Raw genomic sequence first — 19,141 nt, forward strand, 5'->3', positions numbered from 1 at the left:
CGTTTTGGGGGTGGCTCAGGCCTTGAAGAAGGCCAGCAGGTCGGGGTTGAGAACGTCGGCGTGCGTCGTCAGCATGCCGTGCGGAAAGCCCTTGTAGACCTTCAGCGTACCGTTCTTCAGGAGCTTGACCGACAGCATGGCGGAATCGGCGATCGGCACGATCTGGTCGTCGTCACCATGCATGACGAGGACGGGAACGTCGATATTCTTCAGGTCATCGGTGAAGTCCGTCTCGGAGAAGGCCTTGATGCAATCATAATGGGCCTTTGCCCCGCCCATCATGCCCTGACGCCACCAGTTGTCGATCACGCCGGGATAGGTCTTGGCGCCATCGCGATTGAAGCCGTAGAACGGGCCGGTCGGAACATCCCGGTAAAACTGGGCCCGGTTGGCAACGAGTGCCGAGCGGAAGCCGTCGAAGACCTCCATCGGCAGGCCGCCGGGATTGTTCTCGGTCTTGAGCATGATCGGCGGTACGGCACCGACGAGCACTGCCTTAGCGACCCTGCCGTTTCCGCCATGCTTTGCTACATAGCGGGCGACTTCGCCACCGCCGGTGGAGTGACCGATGTGAATGGCGTTCTTCAGGTCGAGATGTGCAACCAGCGCTGCGACGTCGGCAGCGTAGGTGTCCATTTCGTTGCCGTGATCCGTCTGGCTGGAACGGCCGTGGCCGCGGCGATCATGGGCGACGACCCGGTAGCCCTGGCCGAGGAAGTAGAGCATCTGGGCATCCCAGTCGTCTGCGCTGAGGGGCCAACCATGGTGGAACACGATCGGCTGACCCGTGCCCCAGTCCTTGTAGTAGATCTGCGTGCCGTCCTTGGTCGTGAAGATGCTGCTGCTCATGGTCGTTCCCTTCGGTTGTGAAGCTTTGGGTGTTGCTGCGTCTGCAGTTGCAACCAATGGCATGGTCGCTGCTGCAGCGGCAAGGCCCAACCCGGCGGTCATCACGCCACGGCGTGTCGTGTGATTATTCGAAGCCATCGTTCTGCTCTCCTGATAAGTGAGATCGCAAGAATATTTATCGCGATAACGAATTTGTAGATAAAAAATTTTGGCTAGTCCAGTCAAAATCGATATCGCGACATTATTTTTAATGATATCGATATTTGCTTATAAACGGGAGATGACGATTTTGAGCCAAGCGCTCCTGCCATTGGATGACCAGCTGTGTTTCTCGCTGTATGCGGCAAGTATTGCTGTCAACCGCACTTACAAGCCGATGCTCGATTCCATGGGCATTACATACCCGCAATATCTGGTGCTGAGCGCGCTCGGCCAGGAGGATGGCCTGACGGTGGGCGCGATCGCCGAGCGGTTGGGGCTGGATTCCAGCACAATCACCCCGCCCGTCAAGCGCCTCGAGGCGGCAGGCCTTGTGGAGCGCCGGCGCAGCAAGGTTGACGAGCGTCAGGTCCATGTCTGGTTCACCCATGCGGGGCAGGCGCTGCTGAAAAGATGCAGCTGTCTGGCGGAGACGCTCCTGCGGAAGTCGGGCATGACGCTTGAGCAGGTGCACGCTCTGAACCGGCAGGTTCGAACCTTGCGCGCCGCACTGGAGGCAGAGGAACAGCTCGGCACAGGCTCGCAGTGAATATGATGACTTCAGTGGGAATATTGTGACAGCGGTGCATTGCACTATATAAATAGCAGAGCCTTCCGGAAGACGATTTTCAATCTTTCCTGTTGACGGCTGCGCTGAAACAAAAATTGTCACCCAACGGTCGTTCTTCGTTGTAATATGGTGGAAGAAATGAATGAGGTTTGATTTGTGGCAGTTCTTTCAGACTACGCAGGGCAGCATCATCCTCGGTGTCCTCTTGGGCGCCGGTAGTATTGCAACAGGCGTCATGCTTTCCAGATCTCTCTTATGGGCGGGTATCCGACGCCCGCAGCGGGTCAACCGCAGGCGGGAGGAACGTATGCTGGCCATGCGGGTCGTGCTCGCATTGGACGATCTGGTCGGCGGCTGCCACAGTGCAGCAATAGACGCACCTGAATTCAACCCGTCCGATGCCGGCGATTTCGTCCTGCACACGGAGGATCCACGCCTGATCTTGCCGAAGGATGTTGACTGGAGCCTCCTTTCTCCAGAGCTGGCTGAGGAGGTCCTCTGGATGCCGAACCGCCTGCGCAACATACTCGACGCGCTGGAATCGCTCGACGTCAACGCGCCCGAATTCGACGACTTTTTCCTGCATCGGCAAGCGGATTTTTCGAAGCTCGGCCTGCGTGCGATGGATATCATCGACACCCTCTGTGCCGAATATGGCATCGAGGCGCCTGAGCGTCCTCTCTACTACGATCCGCGCGCGACCTTCGAGGAAGGTGTCGCACTGGCCGTGGACTTCACGGATCGCCGTCGCAAGTCGCAGAAGAATGCCTCGACCGGGCGCTCAAACGTGACGCCGCTGTTTGGCAATGGCGGTATCGAAGCCAAAACCGTCAAGCCGTCGGACAAGGATCCGATCGCCTGAGCATCTCATATATGACCATCGAAGAGGCCACCGGCAAAGCATAGTTCATATGCAGCGCCGGTGGCCTCGGCGTTTTCTGGATGGTGTGCCTCAACCTTCCCGGTTGACGCGGAAACTGAAAACCTGCAACAGCCTCTTCACAACCGTGCCATCCGGCGCAGCACTCTCTGGACTTTGCCCGACGATGATACGTATCGAGAATATCAGCAAGCAGCTCAGCCATCGCATCCTGTTCATCGAGGCATCTGCCGCCCTCAACAAGGGTGAGAAGGTTGGGCTGGTTGGGCCGAACGGCGCCGGCAAGACCACGGTCTTCCGTATGATCACCGGCGAGGAACATCCCGACGAAGGTCAGGTCGCCGTCGATAAGGGCGTGACCATCGGCTATTTCAACCAAGATGTCGGCGAGATGCACGGTCGCAGTGCCGTTGCCGAAGTTATGGAAGGTGCCGGCCCGGTCAGCATCGTCGCCGGCGAACTGCGCGAACTCGAATCTGCCATGTTCGATCCCGATCGTCTCGACGAGATGGATGAAATCATCGAACGCTACGGAGAAGTCCAGGCGCGCTACGAAGAGCTGGACGGCTATGCGCTGGAAGGTCGCGCCCGGGAAGTGCTGGCTGGCCTCAGCTTCAGCCAGGAAATGATGGACGGCGATGTCGGCGGGCTGTCGGGCGGCTGGAAGATGCGCGTGGCGCTCGGTCGCATCCTGCTGATGCGCCCCGACGTGATGCTGCTCGACGAGCCGAGCAACCATCTGGATTTGGAAAGCCTGATCTGGCTGGAGGAGTTCCTCAAGAACTACGAGGGCGCATTGTTGATGACCTCGCACGACCGCGAGTTCATGAACCGCATCGTCACCAAGCTGATCGAGATCGACGGCGGCACGCTGACGACGTTCTCCGGCGACTATGCCTTCTACGAGCAGCAGCGGGCGCTCAATGAAAAGCACCAGATGGCGCAGTTCGAACGCCAGCAGGCGATGCTTGCCAAGGAAATCAAGTTCATCGAACGCTTCAAGGCGCGCGCTTCCCATGCTTCGCAGGTGCAGAGCCGGGTGAAAAAGTTGGAAAAGATCGACCGTGTCGAGCCGCCGAAGCGCCGGCAGGTCGTCTCCTTCGATTTCGCGCCGGCGCCCCGCTCCGGTGAAGACGTGGTGAACCTGAAAAACGTCTACAAGAGCTACGGTAGCCGCAGCATCTATGCCGGCCTCGATTTCATGGTCCGCAGGCGCGAGCGCTGGTGTGTCATGGGCATCAACGGTGCCGGTAAATCGACATTGCTGAAGCTGGTTACCGGCTCTACCGATCCGGACGAGGGTGCGGTTGCACTCGGCGCCAGCGTCAAGATGGGCTATTTCGCCCAGCACGCCATGGACCTGCTCGATGGCGAGCGTACCGTGTTCCAGTGGCTCGAGGATTCCTTCCCGCAGGCGGGGCAGGGGCCTTTGCGGGCGCTGGCCGGCTGCTTCGGCTTTTCCGGCGACGATGTCGAAAAGAAATGCCGGGTGCTGTCAGGCGGCGAGAAGGCCCGCCTTGTCATGGCAGCGATGCTGTTCGACCCGCCAAACCTGCTGGTGCTGGACGAGCCCACCAACCATCTGGACCTCGACACGAAGGAAATGCTGATCAAGGCATTGTCCGAGTACGAGGGCACGATGCTGTTCGTCTCGCACGACCGCCATTTCCTCGGCGCCCTGTCGAACCGCGTGCTGGAAGTCACGCCCGATGGCGTGCAGCAATATGGCGGTGGCTACACGGAATATGTGGCGCGCACCGGCCACGAGGCCCCCGGCCTGCACGGCTGATCAGGGTTCGCGGACGTTGTGGGAGCCGGCAGCTTGGGCCGCCTTGATAAACCTGCGGTCGAACGTCATCATGGCTTCACAGCTGCCGATGCTGCCCAGATGGAGGGCATCGGCGAAATCCATGCCTTGCTCGGTGCGATCGAGCGCCCGCGCCACCAGCGCTGGACTTTCTAGCGTCACCCGACGCAGGCCGGCGAAGGCCCGGAGCGCCGCACAAACCTGCTGCGGCTGATAACTGTAGACGCTCCGCAGGACCCATTCGCATTCGAGCATGACAGTTGTTGCCACGAACACATCCTTATTCTCGACAAGGCTGCGTGCTTTCGTCGATTGCTCTGGATGATCGCCGGTGAGGTAGCGAATGATGATATTGGTATCAATCGCCAGCATGGCGACGCCTTGCCTCGGCGATGATGCCCGCGTCCATATCCTCTATCGATTTCGAGGTGCCGGCATAGGCAAGCGATCCGAAAACCTCGTCTGGCTCGGTGGCTGCGAAATGCGGTGCCGCGCGTAAAAGCACACCGTCGGCGGTTTCCTCGACCACCAGGCGCGTGCCCGGCTCCCACTGCTGGTGCAGACGCACCGCCTTGGGCAGGATGACCTGCCCTTTGGTGGACACGACGGTTGTCAGTTTTTCCGGCACGGCCATCACAAGCTCCTTGTAAGACGGAGGTAAGATAGCACGGCAGGGCGCCAATGCCAATCGGACGATAGCGCGGGGCTAGCGCAACCGCTCGCCGGCAGCGTCGAACACCAATGCCTTAGCCGGATCGAAGCGGGCGGTGATGGTCTGGCCTGATTTCAGGCCGCGGCCGTTGCGGGTCAGCACTGTGACGAGTTCGCCTTCGCCATAGCGGGCAAAGGCGTATGTTTCGCCGCCCAGATGTTCCAGCATGTCGACGACCATATCGAGTGACGCATCCCCGACCTCGTCAAAATGTTCAGGCCGGACGCCGATCGTCACCGGTGTTCCCTCTGCTGCCTTGTCGGCGCCGATCACCAGCGGAATGGTGGTGTCGCCAAGCTCCGGTAGCTTTGCAGACCAGCGGCCATCGGCGTTTCGAGCCAGCACGCCCTTGAAAAAATTCATCTTTGGCGAGCCAATGAAGCCGGCGACGAACAGGTTGGCCGGATCGTCGTAGAGATCGAGCGGCGCGCCGACCTGCTCGACCGTGCCGCTGCGCAAGACGACGATCTTGTCGGCCAGCGTCATCGCCTCGACCTGATCGTGCGTCACATAGATGATGGTCGTCGCCAGCTTCTTGTGCAGCCGGGCGATCTCGATGCGCATATGCACGCGCAATTCTGCATCGAGGTTCGACAGCGGTTCATCGAACAGGAACACCTTGGGATGGCGGACGATGGCACGGCCGATGGCGACGCGCTGGCGCTGGCCGCCCGAAAGCTGCTTCGGCTTGCGGTCGAGCAACGGCTCCAGTTCGAGAATGCGGGCTGCTTCCTCCACCTGACGCGCAACCTCGGCCTTGGCGACGCCGGCGAAGCGCAGCGCAAAACCCATGTTTTCGCGCACTGTCATATGGGGATAAAGCGCGTAGGACTGAAACACCATGGCGATGCCGCGCTTTGACGGATCGACATCGTTGACTTCCTTGCCGGCAATCGACAGCGTCCCCGAGGTGATATCCTCGAGGCCGGCGATCATCCGCAGCAGGGTCGACTTCCCGCAGCCCGACGGCCCGACGAAGACGACAAATTCGCCGGACTGGACGTCAAGGTCAACGCCCTTGATGACGTCGAGGCTGCCGAAGGATTTGCGGATATTGCGGAGAGAGACTTCGCTCATGGGGTTACCGCTTCCTGCTGGGTCGAGTTGACCGCCGTGAGTTCTACCGTGGTGCCGGTAAAGCGGGGCGAGGTGACCTCTATGGTAATATCGCCGCTCTTGCCTGTCGATTCCAGCCAGAAGCCGGTCGTGCCGCCCTGGAACGGAATGACGTGGGGGCCGACGATCTTTGCCGGACCAGACACCTTTAGTGTCACGACATCGTTGATGAACGGGAGGCGCGAGCCGACCTGATCGAGCGCGCGGACGATAACGCGGGTGCTGTCGCGCCCTTCGGCACGGATCGTCTTGCTGTCCGCTTCGACCTGCAGTGTCGTCGGCAGCGGATCGGCGACCATGTGCAGTTTTGCGACGGCTTCGCCGGCGACAAATCCAGTGAAATGGGCGTCTTCCCACTGCATGCCCCAGACGCCGAGTTCGTCCTTGGTGAAATGACGATGGTCGACGACGATGGGCGGGTGCGGCAGGTGTGGAAACGTCTCGCGGTCAGGACCGACGCGCTTGACCAGCGAGCCGTAACGCAATTCGATCTCGTCGCAGTTGCTGAGGATGATCAGTGGCAGCACGCCGCCGATGTTGCGCTCCCCACGCGCCCAGAAGGTGACTGGTTTCATCACCACTTCTTCTGATGGCTCGCACTGGCTGGCATAGACATAGGCTGCAAATTTCGGTTCGCGGAACATGTCCATGACGCCATGGTAGCAGATCCGGTCGCCGGAGCCGAAGTCCTTGTGGGTGTTGTAGTCGAACATGCACCAGCCGATGGCACCGGAAATGTTGGGATCACCATAGGCAGCGTTCAGCACTTCCAGATGGCGCCGCACATGCTCGGCCTGCCGCTGTTCCTGGTCGTAGATTTTCGTCGGATACATATGGCCGCCGAATTCGGTGATCAGGTATGGCACGACCTTCTGCAGGCCCGTGCATTCCTGCTGGCTTCTCAGCGCCGTGCGCGGGCGGTTGCTGCCCGGCAGTTCCTCGTTGCCGAGGATAAAGTCGTTCATCGTGAAGACGTCTTCGAGGAATTCGCTATCGAGGATGAATCGGACGCCGCCGGTCTGGCGCGTGCTGTCTAACTCATGGGCGAGCCGGTTGGTCTCGAGATAGAAGTCGTGGCTATCCTTGGATTCGTTGATGCGCACGCCCCAGATGATGATCGACGGATGGTTCCAGTCGCGCTCGATCATGCGGCGGACGTTCTGGATCGATTCCTGCTTCCACTCCTCGCCGCCGATATGCTGCCAGCCGGGGATTTCCTCGAACACCAAGAGGCCAATGCGATCGCACCGATCGAGAAACCATTTGGACTGCGGATAGTGTGAGGTGCGGACGAGATTGCACTTCAGCGTGTTCTTCATGATGTCGGCGTCCAGCTCCTGGGCGGAGCGGCCGGCGGCATAGCCGACATAGGGGTAGGACTGGTGACGGTTGAGGCCGCGGATCTTTAGCTTGCGACCATTGAGCTTGAAGCCTTCGGTCGTGAACTCGGCCGTGCGGAAGCCGAAATGCGTGCCGACCTGGTCCGAGCCCTGGTCGCTCTCGAGCGAGACGGCGACGGTATAGAGGACAGGGTCGTCGATATCCCAGAGCGACAGGCCTGTGAGGTTGGCGAAGGCCAGCGTCACGCTTGTGCCTGTCGTTTCGGACGAGGCCGTGGCAATTTCCTTGCCTGCGGCGTCGGTGATGGCGGCGGTCACGGTGCCGTTGAACGCCACACCCTGTGGATTGGAGAAGTCGCAACGCACCGTCGCCGACTTTGCCTCGCTGAGCACATGGCCGGTCTCGATCTTGATGTTGCCGATCGACACCGTATCGGTGACCTTCAGCCAGACATCGCGATAGATGCCGGCATAGGTGAGATAATCGATCCGGCCACCGAAGGGCGGGATTTCCGGGTTTTCGCTGCCGTCGATCTTGACGGTGATCAGGTTGTCGCCCTGATGCAGACCGTCGGTCAGGCGCGCCTCGAAGGGCGTGTAGCCATCCTTGTGGGCGACAATCTCCTTGCCATTGAGATAAACGACGGAGTCGGCCATGGCGCCGTCGAATACCAGCGACACTTCGCGACCGTCGAACTCCGGCTGCCACTTCAGGACGGCCTGGTAGGTGAAGGCGCGCTGATAGGATTTCTCGTCGAAATAGTTGAACGGCAGGTCTACCGCATTGTGCGGCAGGGTGACCATTTGGCCGGCGGTCAGGGCCTCGGTGAGACCAGGGGCGAAACCCTCGTGAAAGGTCCAGGTATCGTTGAAGGAAACAACAGAGCGCATTTTCATTCCTATTTGACGGAGCCCAGCATGCCCTGGACGAATTGACGTTGCATGAGAAAGAAGACGACGAGCGTGGGCAGCGTCGCAAGCACGGTGCCGACCATGACGACACCGAAATCGGGGTAGTAGGCGGAAGCCAGTGACGAGACGACCAGCGTGATGGTCTTGGTGTCGTTCGACTGCAGCACGATCAGCGGCCAGAGATAGTTGTTCCACGCCGTCATGAAGACGATGATGAAGGCGGCCGCATAGGTCGAGCGCATCACCGGCACGTAGATGAACAGGAAGATCTGCCATTCCTTCAACCCGTCGACCTTGGCGGCATCGCGCAGTTCGGACGGAAAGGCTTTCGTGCTCTGGCGGAAATAGAAGATGATGAAGGCTGAGCTGATTGTCGGCAGAAGAACAGCGATATGGCTGTTGATAAGACCGGCATGGCCCATCAGCACGAAGAGCGGGATCATAAGGGCGGCAAACGGGATCATCAGCGTCAGGAGGATGGCGCTGTAGACCCGCTCGCGAGCCTTTGACTTGAACATCTCGAAGCCATAGCCGGCAAAGGAAGAGATGGCGAGCGTCAGCACGGTGCTGAGAATGGCGATCTTGGCCGAGTTCCAGAAGATCAACGGCACGTCGACTTGCGAGAAGAAGCCCTGCACGTTGATCCAGAAAGCCGAACCAATGGTCACGCTACCCTTGACGATGTCGATCGAAGAATTGCTGGTGCTAATGATCATCCAGAGAAACGGGAAGACCGAGATGAACGACATGACGCCGATGAAGCCATAGGTGAAAACCTGGATGGCGAGTGCCTTGAAACGATCGCCGCTCATTGGTCTTTCTCCCGTGCCGCGTAGAACTGCACGAAGGCCAGCATCGCCACCAGCACGACGATGACGTAGGAGACCGTCGCGGCATAGCCGAGGTTCGGTATGAACTTGAAGGTCAGGTTGTAGATGTAGAGCGACAGGGTCAGCGTCGAATCCGAAGGACCGCCCTGGGTGATGTTCATCACCTCATCGAACAGCTGCAGCGTGCCGATGGTCGAGATTACTGAGGTGAACAGGATAACCGGCTTCAGCAGCGGGATGGTGATGTAGACGAACCGTCCCCAGGCATTGATTCCGTCGATGCGCGCCGCCTCATAGATTGACTTGTCGATGTTCTGCATGGCGGAGAGGTAGAAAATCATATTGTAGCCGGTCCACCGCCAGGTGATGGCAAGAATGATCAGCACCTTGGCCCAGAAACCGTCGGTCAGCCACGGGATCGGCGACGCGATGATGCCGATGGCCTCCAGCGTGCTGTTGACCACGCCCTGCTCGGCGAACATCCCTTTGAAAAGCGCGGAATAGGCCACCAGCGAGGTGACGCACGGCAAGAAGATCGCGGTACGGAACAGGCCCCGTCCGACGAGCTTCGGCATGTTCAGCACGGCCGCCAGCGACAGGGCCAGCAGGATCATGATGGGAACCTGGATGATGAAGAACGTCACCGTATTGGTCAGCGCGTGCAGGAAGACCGGATCGTTGGCGAGGCGGACGATATTGCCGAAACCGACGAATTTTACCATCGCTCCGCGGCCGGACTGGGACGACATGAACAGCGACCAGAGGATCGGATAGACCATGAACAGGCCGATCAGCACCAGCGCCGGGGCAATGAAGAGCCATCCGTTGACATTATAGAAGCGGCGAACGCCGCTGGGACGCGCAGAAGCCATCGATCGCCCTCGAAGCTGCAGAAAGAGATGGGGGCGGCTCGAAAGCCGCCCCTTCGGGGAGGAAGTCCTACTGGATCTGGGTCTTTGCCTGGGCGTCGATGGCCTTCAGCGCTTCGTCGACGGAACCGCCCTTGGCAATCGCCGGGATCTGCGCCGTTACAGCCGCATCGACTTCGTTTGTGTAGATGCCGTAATTGACCGGGGGAACCTTGGCCAGCCAATCGGCAAAGCTCTGCCACACCTTCTGGCCGCCGAAGAACGCGTCGGCCTGTTCATAGGCAGCACCGGTGCGGGCGGCCGTCAGTGAGCCGACAGCGCCACGATCGGTCAGGATCTTCTGGTAGAAATCGATGTCCTTTGCGTATTCCGCATTGAGGAAGTCGATCGCCTCGTCCTTCTGCTTGGACGCAGACAGAACGTACCAGCTGGAACCACCGAGGTTCGATGCATGCGTTGCGCCCTCGACGTTCAATGCCGGGATCGGGGCAACACCCCATTTGCCGGACTGGTCCTTCTGGGCCTTGATTGTGCCGGTAATCCACACCCCGGTCACTGTCGAGGCAACATCGCCCGAGGTGAACGTGTTGACGTAGTTCGACCAGCCGACAGCCTGCTTGGCAATGCCCGAGGCCATGATCTTGCCGAAGGTTTCAAGCGATGCCTTGAGCGCCGGATTGTTGAGGATGTTGGGGTTGCCATCCTTGTCGAAATACCAGCCACCAGCCGACTGCATCAGGATGCGGACGAGACCGGCGTCGTTCGGGTCGGTGCCCATCATTTTCTTGCCGGTCTTGGCTTCGACCTGCTTGCCGATCTCGATGAAACGGTCCCAGGTGATGTTGTTGAGATCTTCTGCCTTGAAGCCAGCGGCTTCCAGATAGTCCTTGCGATAGTAGAGGCCGGTGACGCCGGAATCGAACGGCATGCCGTAGACCTTGCCGTCGACCGTCATCAGTTCGACCTTGTAAGGGGCGAACGCCTTGTAGTCGACCTTGTCAGACATCGGCGCAAATGCACCCGGGAAGGACTGGAGATATTTCTGTGCGCCGTAGTCCTCTATGAGGACGATATCCGGCAGGCCGCCGCCAGCACCCGACGACAGGCCGGTCTGCAGCTTCTGCTCGACGTCAGCCTTGGCAAAGTCGACGACGTTGAAGGTGGTGTCCGGGTGTGTCTTGGTGTAGCGGGCGCCGGCTTCCTTCATGATTGCGACGTTGAAGTTCGGATCCCAGCACCAGACGGTGATTTCTTTTGCCTCGGCGGCTGTAACCGCCAAAAGGCTGACGCCGGCCAGAGCCAGAGCGATGATGCGCGGCGCGCGGGCGCGCAGAAAATTATCCATTGCTTCCTCCCAGAAGTCACGTTGACGAGACAAGCCTCCTGTCTCCGAAACGCAGTATTCCTCATAAAAGAAAAAGAAGCAATATTTTCAGTAAATTTTTACTGCGCCGCACAAAGAGCCCCTTTGTCGGCACCGTTTTGGCCCGTCAACGCGTGCTTTCCCGCCAGATAATGTCTGTGGATAAGATCACCGTCTTGACGATATCGCGGCCGGCAAACCGCTCCAGCAGCAGGTCGACAGCGGTCTCGCCGATCAGTTCGGCCGGGATACGCACGGTCGACAGCGGCGGATTGAGCAGCTGCGCCACCGGAATGTCGTTGAAGCTGGCAATAGCCACATCGTCCGGGATCTTGAGGCCGAGTTCCAGCATTGCCCGGTATGCGCCGATGGCCATGTTGTCGTTACAGGCGACGATGATGTCTGGCGGCGACGCGATCTGCATCAGGGATTTCGCAAGGGTGTAGCCACTGTTGGGGGTGAGGTGTTCGGTAACGCAAAGCTCCGGGTCGAAAAGGTCGTGCTGCTTCATCCACTCGATATAGGTCCTGCAGCGCCGCTCGGTGAAATGATTGGGGACCTGGTTGATATGTTCGAGCCAGCCAATGAAGCCGATGCGCCGGTAGCCGCGGTCGCGGAGTGCCGAAAGCAGCTTGCGCATGGCCAGCTGGATGTTGCTCTCGACACTGTCCTCGAGGTCGATCTGCGGTGAAAAGTCCGCAAAAACCACCGTACGGCTGTGTTCGCGCAGCCATTCCACCTCCTCGTCGGTGTGGCGGCCGATGGCGATGACGCCCGAGGCCTCGCGCAGGAGTGTGGCATCCGGCAGGCTGTCGGCGTGGTAGACCTTGACCACATCGATCTGCAGCGCGCGACAGCGGTTCTCGATGCCGAGGCGAACGCCGATATAGTAGGGATCTGTCAGCTCCTGCGGCGGCCGCAGGAAGTGGACGAGGGCAATCCGCCCCGCACCGGAGACCAGTGCTTGCGCGCCATTGAGGCCGTTTGCCCGGTTGCGGCTGCGCGGCGTCGCGTAGTTCAATGCCTCGGCGGTTTCGATGACGGCCTGGCGCTTGGACGCGGAAATCGACAAGGTCGCATCGTAGTTCAGGACGCGGGAAACCGTAGCCGAGGAGACGCCGACCGCATTTGCTATTTCCTTGATCGTCACCATTCTACTGATTGCCTATCACTGCATCGCCGCAGTGCCGAGTCTGCCCCAAGATTATATTCATATTTGCGCTTGCGGCACCGCAATGGGAAGCCTTTTCCATCAGTAAATTTTTACTTCCTGTATGGGGTGCGATGCAGCAAGGTCCGAATTTTACTCCGCGCGGCTTGGGGGGGGCGACAATCGCCGGCAGGTTAGCAGCCCAGGAATGAACTCTGGATATCGGATTTCTCTTCCGTTAGCCTGCTCCCTGTCTCGAGAGGAGTCCTTCATGCGCCTGCCTGCCTTCGTTTTCGCCGTTCTTGCTGCCGTCGCCGCCGGTCCAGCCTTTGCTAGCAGTTTCGAAACACCGCAGGCGCTTTTGAAGGCGCTCTATGACGACAAGGTCGGCTCGTCCGATCCCGCCTCCGTGACCCGGTACCAGGACTACTTTTCGGATCATCTGAACGGTCTGTTCAAGGCCGATGCGGCAAAGACCGACCCCGGGGATTCGCTGTCTCTAGACTTCGATCCCGTCATTGCGGGTCAGGACGGGGAGGCCGAGCACCTGAAGATCGGCAAGCCGGACATCAAGGGCGACAGGGCGATGGTCGAGGTCAAGTTCATCAACGGTGTGCCGGTGACCTTGCACTACAGCCTCGTTCATCAGGCTGACGGCTGGAAGGTCGACGACATCGAGGACAAGGGGGCGCAGTTTCCCTGGAAGGTCAGCGCTATCTTTGCGGATGCGAAATAGCATCTCGGGCGCCACGCAGATGTGTATCGCAGCTTGAAGTCGGGACGCCGATCAGTCATGCCGTTCGCCACGCTGGATGCCGCCGGTCAGCCGTGCGATATCATGGCGCCAAAACAAGGAGGCCGCGATGGCTCTGGACCCGATCAAAGTTCTGAACGACTACGCCATGGCCGATTGCTCCGTGCAGTTCTGGGTTCCGGGCGCGACGGCCGTGCAATTCCGTGGCCTGAAGGCGGCCGTCAGGTATGCCAAGGAAAATGCCGGCCGCTGGAACGAAGTCGAGATCACAGTCCACCTGCCGCAGGAAGACATTGTCTACGCGACTGACAAGGTCCACCGCCTGATAGACGCTCTACGCCCGCCCCGTCGCTCGAAATCCTAGCAATTTCGCTCGACCCCAAAAAGGCAATCGCGTGGGCGATGGCGGATAGCGTTGTAAACTACGGGCCCGTCTGTTCTCGTGTTCAAACAGTGGGAAGCCTGCCGGCGAAGTTGCAGGGTTGCTCGGAAATTCAACTCGTCCGTATTGTTCCCGCTGCGATGGTAAGCACGAACTGGTCGACCTCGCGTTCGAGGCGTTCGAGTGGGAGGCCGACGAAGCGGCCTGCCAGGCTGATGCTGATGACGCCGTGAACGGCGCCGAAGAGTGTCCTCGCCCGGATCGATCTTTCTTCCGCCGACAAACCGGTCTGGAGTCCGGCAACCGGTTCGGCGATGACTTCCATCAGGGCCAGGTGCTCGTCGAGATGCCATTGCGGGGCAAGGCGTCCATCGGCAAAAACATGGTCGAAGAGCGCGCTCCAGAGATTGCGATGGGCGACGGCAAACTTCAGATAGCCTCGCGCCAAGTTGCGCAGCCGGTCCGTCGGAGAGCGATCCCCGACTTCGCCAAGGACCAAAGTCTGCTCAAGCATCCGCAAGGTCGCGGAGTTCACGTGGATGACCAGGTCGTCCAGATCCTTGAAGACCGTATATAAACCACCGAGCGCGCAGCCTGCATCGAGAGCGACATCGCGGGCCCTCAGGTTTGAAAGCCCTTCCGCTTCGATCCGGCGCCTTGCGGCCTCTATCAGCCGCACCTTCAAATCCTCGCGCTTCATCTCTCTTTTGCCGGCCAAGCGACTATCTCTCTCTAAAAGTGAACGACGTTCATTTTTATTCTTGAACAATGTTCATGTATGTGTCACATAGATATTCATGAACATTGTTCATAAACGGGAGAGTGAAAATGATCAAACAAATTCGTACCTTGATCCGCGGCAGGCTTTTCGAAGCACAAGAGGCTGTCGTCGACCGGAATGCAGCGGTGTTGCTGGACCAGCAGATACGGGATGCGGCAGGCGACATACAGTCAGCACGGCGGGCCGTGGCGGTTGCCACCGCCCAGAACGAGCAGGAGAAGAGCCGGCGCGCACTTGTCGTCTCGCGGATCGCCGATCTCGAGGCGCGGACCATGGCGGCTCTTGAAACGGGGCATGATGTGCTGGCCCGGGAAGCGGCCGAGGCGATCATCCAGCTGGAAGCGGACAGGGATACATCAGAAAAGGCCGAAGCCCAGTTCACAGCTTCTATCGGCAAATTAAAGAGCCTGGTCCGGGCGGCAGAAGCGAGGTTGCAGGAACTGCAGCGCGGCCAGCGCATCACACGTGCGACAGGCCAAGTGCAAAAACTCAATAGCCTGATCCATGGTGTCGGCTCAGCCTCGCTCGACGAGGCCGAACAGACGCTGGCCCGGCTCAGCGAGCGCCAGATGCGGAATGACATGGCCACCTCGGTCCTGCGGGAATTGGATGGCACGAGAAACACCGCTTCTGTCCTCGAAAAACTCGCGGATGCGGGTTGCGGCGCGCCGCTGCGTGTTTCCGCTGACGAGGTACTGGGCCGCCTGCGCACTCGCATGAACTCCGCCGCTTAAATCAACATCAACTGACAAAGGACGACGACAATGAACGACAGTTTCCAGAAGCACTCGTCAAGCTGGATCAGCTTTTCTTATGTCTCATTCGCTTCTGCTGCCATCATGCTGGCGGTCGGGCTTTACATGATGCCCCTCGATCTCTGGGGGAAGGGATACCTGACGATGGGTATCGTCATGCTGGTCCAGACAACCGTCAACATCACCAAGACCCTCCGCGACAATTCCGAAGCTGAAAAGCTGATCCGCAAGGTCGAGGATGCCCGCACCGAGAAGCTCCTGGTCAATTTCAACCGGTCTGGCGAGAACTAGTTTCGTTAACTACACGACAGAGTTGTTAGGTGCGGAAACCGTTGCGTAACAACTCTGTGGCCCTCTCTCCACTCATCTCCAGGAGTACCGACATGCAACGCAATCTGATGACCTCAAGGAAATTCGCGCCACTTTTCTGGACGCAATTCCTGACCGCGTTCAACGACAATTTTCTCAAGCAGACGCTGGTTTTCGTGATCCTCGTGCAGATGGCGGCAGAGGGGGCCTCGCTGGTCACCTTGGCCGGCGGCATCTTCATCGTGCCGTTCCTGCTGCTTTCCGCCATTGCCGGCGAACTGGCGGATAAATACGACAAGGCGAAAATGGCGGAGCTTCTGAAACGCTGGGAGATTGCCGTCGCTGCCATCTCGGTCGTCGGCATTGCGTTCTCCTCGATCTCGATCCTGATGATCGCCCTTCTCGGCTTCGGCATCATCTCAGCTCTGTTCGGGCCCATCAAGTACGGCATTCTGCCCGATCATCTTCATCGCAACGATTTGCCCAAGGCCAACGCCTGGATCGAGGGCGGCACCTTTATCGCCATCCTGACCGGCACCATCGTTGCGGCGCTCGCCTTTACCAAGGGCGATAATGTCTGGGTGTTCGGGCCGATGATGATGGGCCTGTCGTTGCTTTGCTGGTTTTGCGCCCGCCTCATCCCGCCAACAGGGGCAAAGGCGCCGGATCTGGTTGTCGACCGGAATGTCCTGCGCTCGAGCATCCGCCTGATCAACGAACTGCGCGCCGATACACGGATCTGGCGCTCCGCCCTGATGAACTGCTGGTTCTGGTTTGTCGGCGCCTTCGTCATGTCGATGCTGCCGGTCATGATCAAGGAGATCCTCGGCGGGTCGGAAATTATCGTTCCGGTCTATCTCGGCGTCTTTGCAATCTCCATTGCCATCGGCTCCGCTATTGCCGGCTGGATGTCGGCCGGCCGCGTGGTCCTTTTGCCGGCTCCGATCGGCACGCTGATCATCGCTCTGTTCGGCCTCGATCTCGCATGGAACCTCTGGGGCCTCACCTCCATAACCCAGGCCGAGACGATTTCCGCATTCTTCGCCGGGCCGAACACCATCCGCGTGGCCATCGATCTTGCCGGCATGGCAATCGGCGGTGCCTTCCTCGCTGTTCCGACCTTTGCCGCCATGCAGAGCTGGGCAGACGAACATCGCCGTGCCCGCGTCATAGGGGCTGCAAATGTGCTGTCCGCGCTGTTCATCGTCGTCGGGCTTGGACTCGTTGCCCTCCTGCAGGTGGTCGGCATGTCGATCCCGGCCATCATCCTGACGCTGTCGATCATCAACGCCGGCGTTGCCTGGGTGATGCTTAGAACGCTGCCCACCAACGCTTTTCGGGATTTGATCTCAATCCTCTTCCGTGCCTTCATGCGCCTTGAGGTCGAAGGGCTGGAGAACATCAAGAAGGCTGGACCCGCGCCGATCATCGCCTTGAACCATGTTAGCCTGCTCGACGGCGCCCTGGCGCTTGCCATCACCGAGGAGGAACCTGTCTTTGCTATCGATACCAATATTGCCCAAGTGTGGTGGGTGAAGCCATTCCTCAAAATGTGCAAGTTCCTGCCGCTCGACCCGACCAAGCCAATGGCGACGCGGTCGCTCATCAAGGTCGTTCAGGACGGCAACCCGATCGGCATTTTCCCCGAAGGTCGGCTGACCGTTACCGGTAGCCTGATGAAGGTCTATGACGGCGCCGCCATGGTGGCCGACAAGACCGGGGCGATGATCGTGCCCGTGCGCATCGATGGCCTCGAAAAAAGCTACGCCTCCTACATGAAGGACAACCACGTCCGCCGCCGTCTCTTCCCGAAGGTCAAGGTGACCATTCTGGAGCCGGTGAAGCTTGAAGTCGCCGCTGATCTCAAAGGCAAGAAACGCCGCGTTGCTGCTGGTGCGGCGCTCTATCAGATCATGTCGACGCTGATTTTTCGCACGACGAATACGGATGCTACGCTTATCGAACGCGTCATCCAGACAGCAATCACCATGGGCGGAAAGACGCTGGCGGTCGAGGATCCGATAGCTGGAAAGCTTTCCTATTCCAAGCTTTTGACGGGGGCTGCCGTTCTCGGTGCGCGCTTCAAGACCATGTTTCCGAATGAAACTACGCTGGGCATCATGCTGCCCAACGCCAACGGCACGGCAGCCACCCTGCTCGGCGTCATGTCAGCGGGCAAGGTTCCGGCCATGCTGAACTTTACAGCGGGTGCGGCTAATGTCTTGTCCGCCTGCAAGGCTGCGGAGGTCAAGCACGTGCTCTGTTCGCGGGCCTTCGTAACCCAGGGCAAGCTCGGCGCCCTCGTCGAGGAAATGCAGCGCGAGGTGAAGTTCGTCTGGCTGGACGAACTCCGCACGACGATTTCAACCTTCGAAAAAATCCGTGGGCTGTTCAACAAATATCGCCCGCTCGTCCGTCGTTCGCCAGAAGACCACGCCGTTATCCTGTTCACGTCGGGCTCTGAGGGCTCGCCGAAGGGCGTGGTCCTCACTCACCGCAATATCCTGTCGAACGCAGCACAGGCAGCAGCGCGCATCGACTTCCACCCGGGCGACAAGGTTTTCAATGTCTTGCCTATGTTCCACTCGTTCGGGCTGACGGCGGGAACCGTGCTGCCGCTGATTTCCGGCGTACCGGTGTTCTTCTACCCGTCGCCGCTGCACTACAGGATCGTGCCGGAACTGGTCTACGTCTCCAACGCCACGATCATCTTCGGCACCGATACCTTTCTCAACGGCTATGCCAGAACGGCGCATCCCTACGATTTCCGGTCCATTCGCTATATCTTCTCCGGGGCAGAACCGGTGAAGCCTTCGACCCGCGAGACGTATACCGAGAAGTTCGGGCTCCGGATTCTCGAAGGCTACGGCGTCACCGAGACTGCACCGGTGATTTCGCTGAACACCCCGATGTACAATCGCTCCGGAACGGTCGGTAAAATCCTCCCCGGCATGGAATGGAAACTGGAGCCTGTTCCCGGCATCGACGAGGGAGGCCGTCTTCACGTGCGCGGCGCCAATGTCATGGCCGGCTATCTCAGGGCTGAAAACCCCGGTGTCCTCGAGCCCCTGAAGGACGGCTGGCACGATACCGGCGATATCGTCACCATCGACGACGACGGTTTCGTCAGGATCCGCGGCCGCGCCAAGCGCTTTGCAAAGATCGCCGGCGAAATGGTTTCCCTGGCGGCTGTCGAAGCACTGGCCGGAGAATTGTGGCCCACCGCGCTTTCCGTTGTCTCGGCGCTGCCGGACGAGAAGAAAGGAGAACGGCTGGTCTTGCTGACAGATGCGCCTGCCGCCAGCCGATCGGCCTTCTCGGCGTTCGCGAAGTCCAAAGGAGCAATGGACATGATGGTTCCGGCCGAAGTCACCATCGGCGTGGTCCCGGTGCTGGGCTCCGGAAAAGTCGATTTCGTGTCCGCGCGGAAGCTTGCCGAGCAGAGGTCACAGCCGCAGCAGGTCGCTTAGCTGCTCATTCGTCCCTCCAGTGAAGACGCGGGGCAGGTCTCACTCCTGTCCCGCACATCCTGCCCGCTGATTTGAAGCCGCAAATTCGAAGAG

At 59.5% G+C, this 19,141-nt stretch carries 18 protein-coding genes; 8 read left to right on the top strand and 10 right to left on the bottom strand.

Annotation, left to right across the window (positions count from 1 at the left end; genetic code table 11):
• Nucleotides 1-15 precede the first annotated feature (15 nt).
• On the bottom strand, nucleotides 16-849 hold the full coding sequence (locus PR018_RS18495) for an alpha/beta fold hydrolase (protein ID WP_224128462.1): 834 nt from the start codon (nucleotides 847-849) through the stop codon (nucleotides 16-18).
• Between the two features lie 280 nt (nucleotides 850-1,129).
• Between PR018_RS18495 and PR018_RS18500 the strand changes: the two genes are divergently transcribed.
• From PR018_RS18500 to PR018_RS18510, 3 genes are all read left to right on the top strand, one after another.
• Nucleotides 1,130-1,597 carry a MarR family winged helix-turn-helix transcriptional regulator gene (locus tag PR018_RS18500; protein ID WP_142830875.1) on the top strand — a complete coding sequence of 156 codons (468 nt, stop codon included), beginning with the start codon at nucleotides 1,130-1,132 and terminating at the stop codon, nucleotides 1,595-1,597.
• 163 nt (nucleotides 1,598-1,760) lie between these two features.
• A complete protein-coding gene (locus PR018_RS18505) occupies nucleotides 1,761-2,480 on the top strand; it encodes a hypothetical protein (protein WP_142830877.1) in 720 nt (239 codons plus the stop codon).
• A 184-nt stretch (nucleotides 2,481-2,664) separates the two neighbouring features.
• Nucleotides 2,665-4,287, top strand: coding sequence for an ABC-F family ATP-binding cassette domain-containing protein (locus tag PR018_RS18510; protein ID WP_142830879.1), 1,623 nt, complete (start codon nucleotides 2,665-2,667; stop codon nucleotides 4,285-4,287).
• On the opposite strand, the gene PR018_RS18515 is transcribed toward PR018_RS18510, so the two are convergent.
• From PR018_RS18515 to PR018_RS18550, 8 genes are all read right to left on the bottom strand, one after another.
• The gene (locus tag PR018_RS18515; RefSeq protein WP_142830881.1) at nucleotides 4,288-4,677 is read right to left on the bottom strand and encodes a type II toxin-antitoxin system VapC family toxin; all 390 of its coding nucleotides are present in this window, start codon (nucleotides 4,675-4,677) and stop codon (nucleotides 4,288-4,290) included.
• Entirely contained in the window at nucleotides 4,664-4,939 is a 276-nt protein-coding gene (locus PR018_RS18520) for an AbrB/MazE/SpoVT family DNA-binding domain-containing protein (RefSeq protein ID WP_111218560.1), read from the bottom strand. Before PR018_RS18520 ends, PR018_RS18515 begins: the two co-directional genes overlap by 14 nt.
• A gap of 72 nt (nucleotides 4,940-5,011) precedes the next feature.
• Nucleotides 5,012-6,094: an ABC transporter ATP-binding protein gene (locus PR018_RS18525; protein WP_142830883.1), complete on the bottom strand. Its 1,083-nt coding sequence runs from the start codon at nucleotides 6,092-6,094 to the stop codon at nucleotides 5,012-5,014.
• Complete coding sequence (locus PR018_RS18530) at nucleotides 6,091-8,364, bottom strand: glycoside hydrolase family 2 protein (protein WP_142830885.1); 2,274 nt, start codon at nucleotides 8,362-8,364, stop codon at nucleotides 6,091-6,093. Before PR018_RS18530 ends, PR018_RS18525 begins: the two co-directional genes overlap by 4 nt.
• Nucleotides 8,365-8,372: 8 nt before the next feature.
• Nucleotides 8,373-9,197, bottom strand: coding sequence for a carbohydrate ABC transporter permease (locus PR018_RS18535; protein WP_142830887.1), 825 nt, complete (start codon nucleotides 9,195-9,197; stop codon nucleotides 8,373-8,375).
• The gene (locus tag PR018_RS18540) at nucleotides 9,194-10,087 is read right to left on the bottom strand and encodes a carbohydrate ABC transporter permease (protein ID WP_142830889.1); all 894 of its coding nucleotides are present in this window, start codon (nucleotides 10,085-10,087) and stop codon (nucleotides 9,194-9,196) included. Before PR018_RS18540 ends, PR018_RS18535 begins: the two co-directional genes overlap by 4 nt.
• Nucleotides 10,088-10,154: 67 nt before the next feature.
• Nucleotides 10,155-11,429, bottom strand: coding sequence for an ABC transporter substrate-binding protein (locus PR018_RS18545; protein WP_142830891.1), 1,275 nt, complete (start codon nucleotides 11,427-11,429; stop codon nucleotides 10,155-10,157).
• A gap of 145 nt (nucleotides 11,430-11,574) precedes the next feature.
• Nucleotides 11,575-12,600 carry a LacI family DNA-binding transcriptional regulator gene (locus tag PR018_RS18550; RefSeq protein WP_142830893.1) on the bottom strand — a complete coding sequence of 342 codons (1,026 nt, stop codon included), beginning with the start codon at nucleotides 12,598-12,600 and terminating at the stop codon, nucleotides 11,575-11,577.
• 268 nt (nucleotides 12,601-12,868) lie between these two features.
• Here PR018_RS18550 and PR018_RS18555 point away from each other — a divergent pair, with 268 nt between their 5' ends.
• Nucleotides 12,869-13,333 (top strand): YqhG/Tai3 family protein, encoded by a 465-nt coding sequence (locus tag PR018_RS18555; protein WP_142830895.1) that lies wholly within the window; start codon nucleotides 12,869-12,871, stop codon nucleotides 13,331-13,333.
• A gap of 127 nt (nucleotides 13,334-13,460) precedes the next feature.
• A complete protein-coding gene (locus PR018_RS18560; protein ID WP_142830897.1) occupies nucleotides 13,461-13,715 on the top strand; it encodes a hypothetical protein in 255 nt (84 codons plus the stop codon).
• A gap of 130 nt (nucleotides 13,716-13,845) precedes the next feature.
• Here PR018_RS18560 and PR018_RS18565 read toward each other — a convergent pair whose 3' ends face one another.
• Complete coding sequence (locus PR018_RS18565; RefSeq protein ID WP_142830898.1) at nucleotides 13,846-14,451, bottom strand: TetR/AcrR family transcriptional regulator; 606 nt, start codon at nucleotides 14,449-14,451, stop codon at nucleotides 13,846-13,848.
• 110 nt (nucleotides 14,452-14,561) lie between these two features.
• Between PR018_RS18565 and PR018_RS18570 the strand changes: the two genes are divergently transcribed.
• From PR018_RS18570 to PR018_RS18580, 3 genes are all read left to right on the top strand, one after another.
• Nucleotides 14,562-15,248: a PspA/IM30 family protein gene (locus PR018_RS18570; RefSeq protein ID WP_142830900.1), complete on the top strand. Its 687-nt coding sequence runs from the start codon at nucleotides 14,562-14,564 to the stop codon at nucleotides 15,246-15,248.
• A 30-nt stretch (nucleotides 15,249-15,278) separates the two neighbouring features.
• A complete protein-coding gene (locus PR018_RS18575) occupies nucleotides 15,279-15,560 on the top strand; it encodes a YiaA/YiaB family inner membrane protein (RefSeq protein ID WP_142830901.1) in 282 nt (93 codons plus the stop codon).
• A gap of 92 nt (nucleotides 15,561-15,652) precedes the next feature.
• Nucleotides 15,653-19,048 (top strand): acyl-[ACP]--phospholipid O-acyltransferase, encoded by a 3,396-nt coding sequence (locus PR018_RS18580; RefSeq protein ID WP_142830903.1) that lies wholly within the window; start codon nucleotides 15,653-15,655, stop codon nucleotides 19,046-19,048.
• Nucleotides 19,049-19,141: the final 93 nt, after the last annotated feature.

The sequence above is a fragment of the Rhizobium rhododendri genome (assembly GCF_007000325.2).
Lineage (GTDB): Bacteria > Pseudomonadota > Alphaproteobacteria > Rhizobiales > Rhizobiaceae > Rhizobium > Rhizobium rhododendri.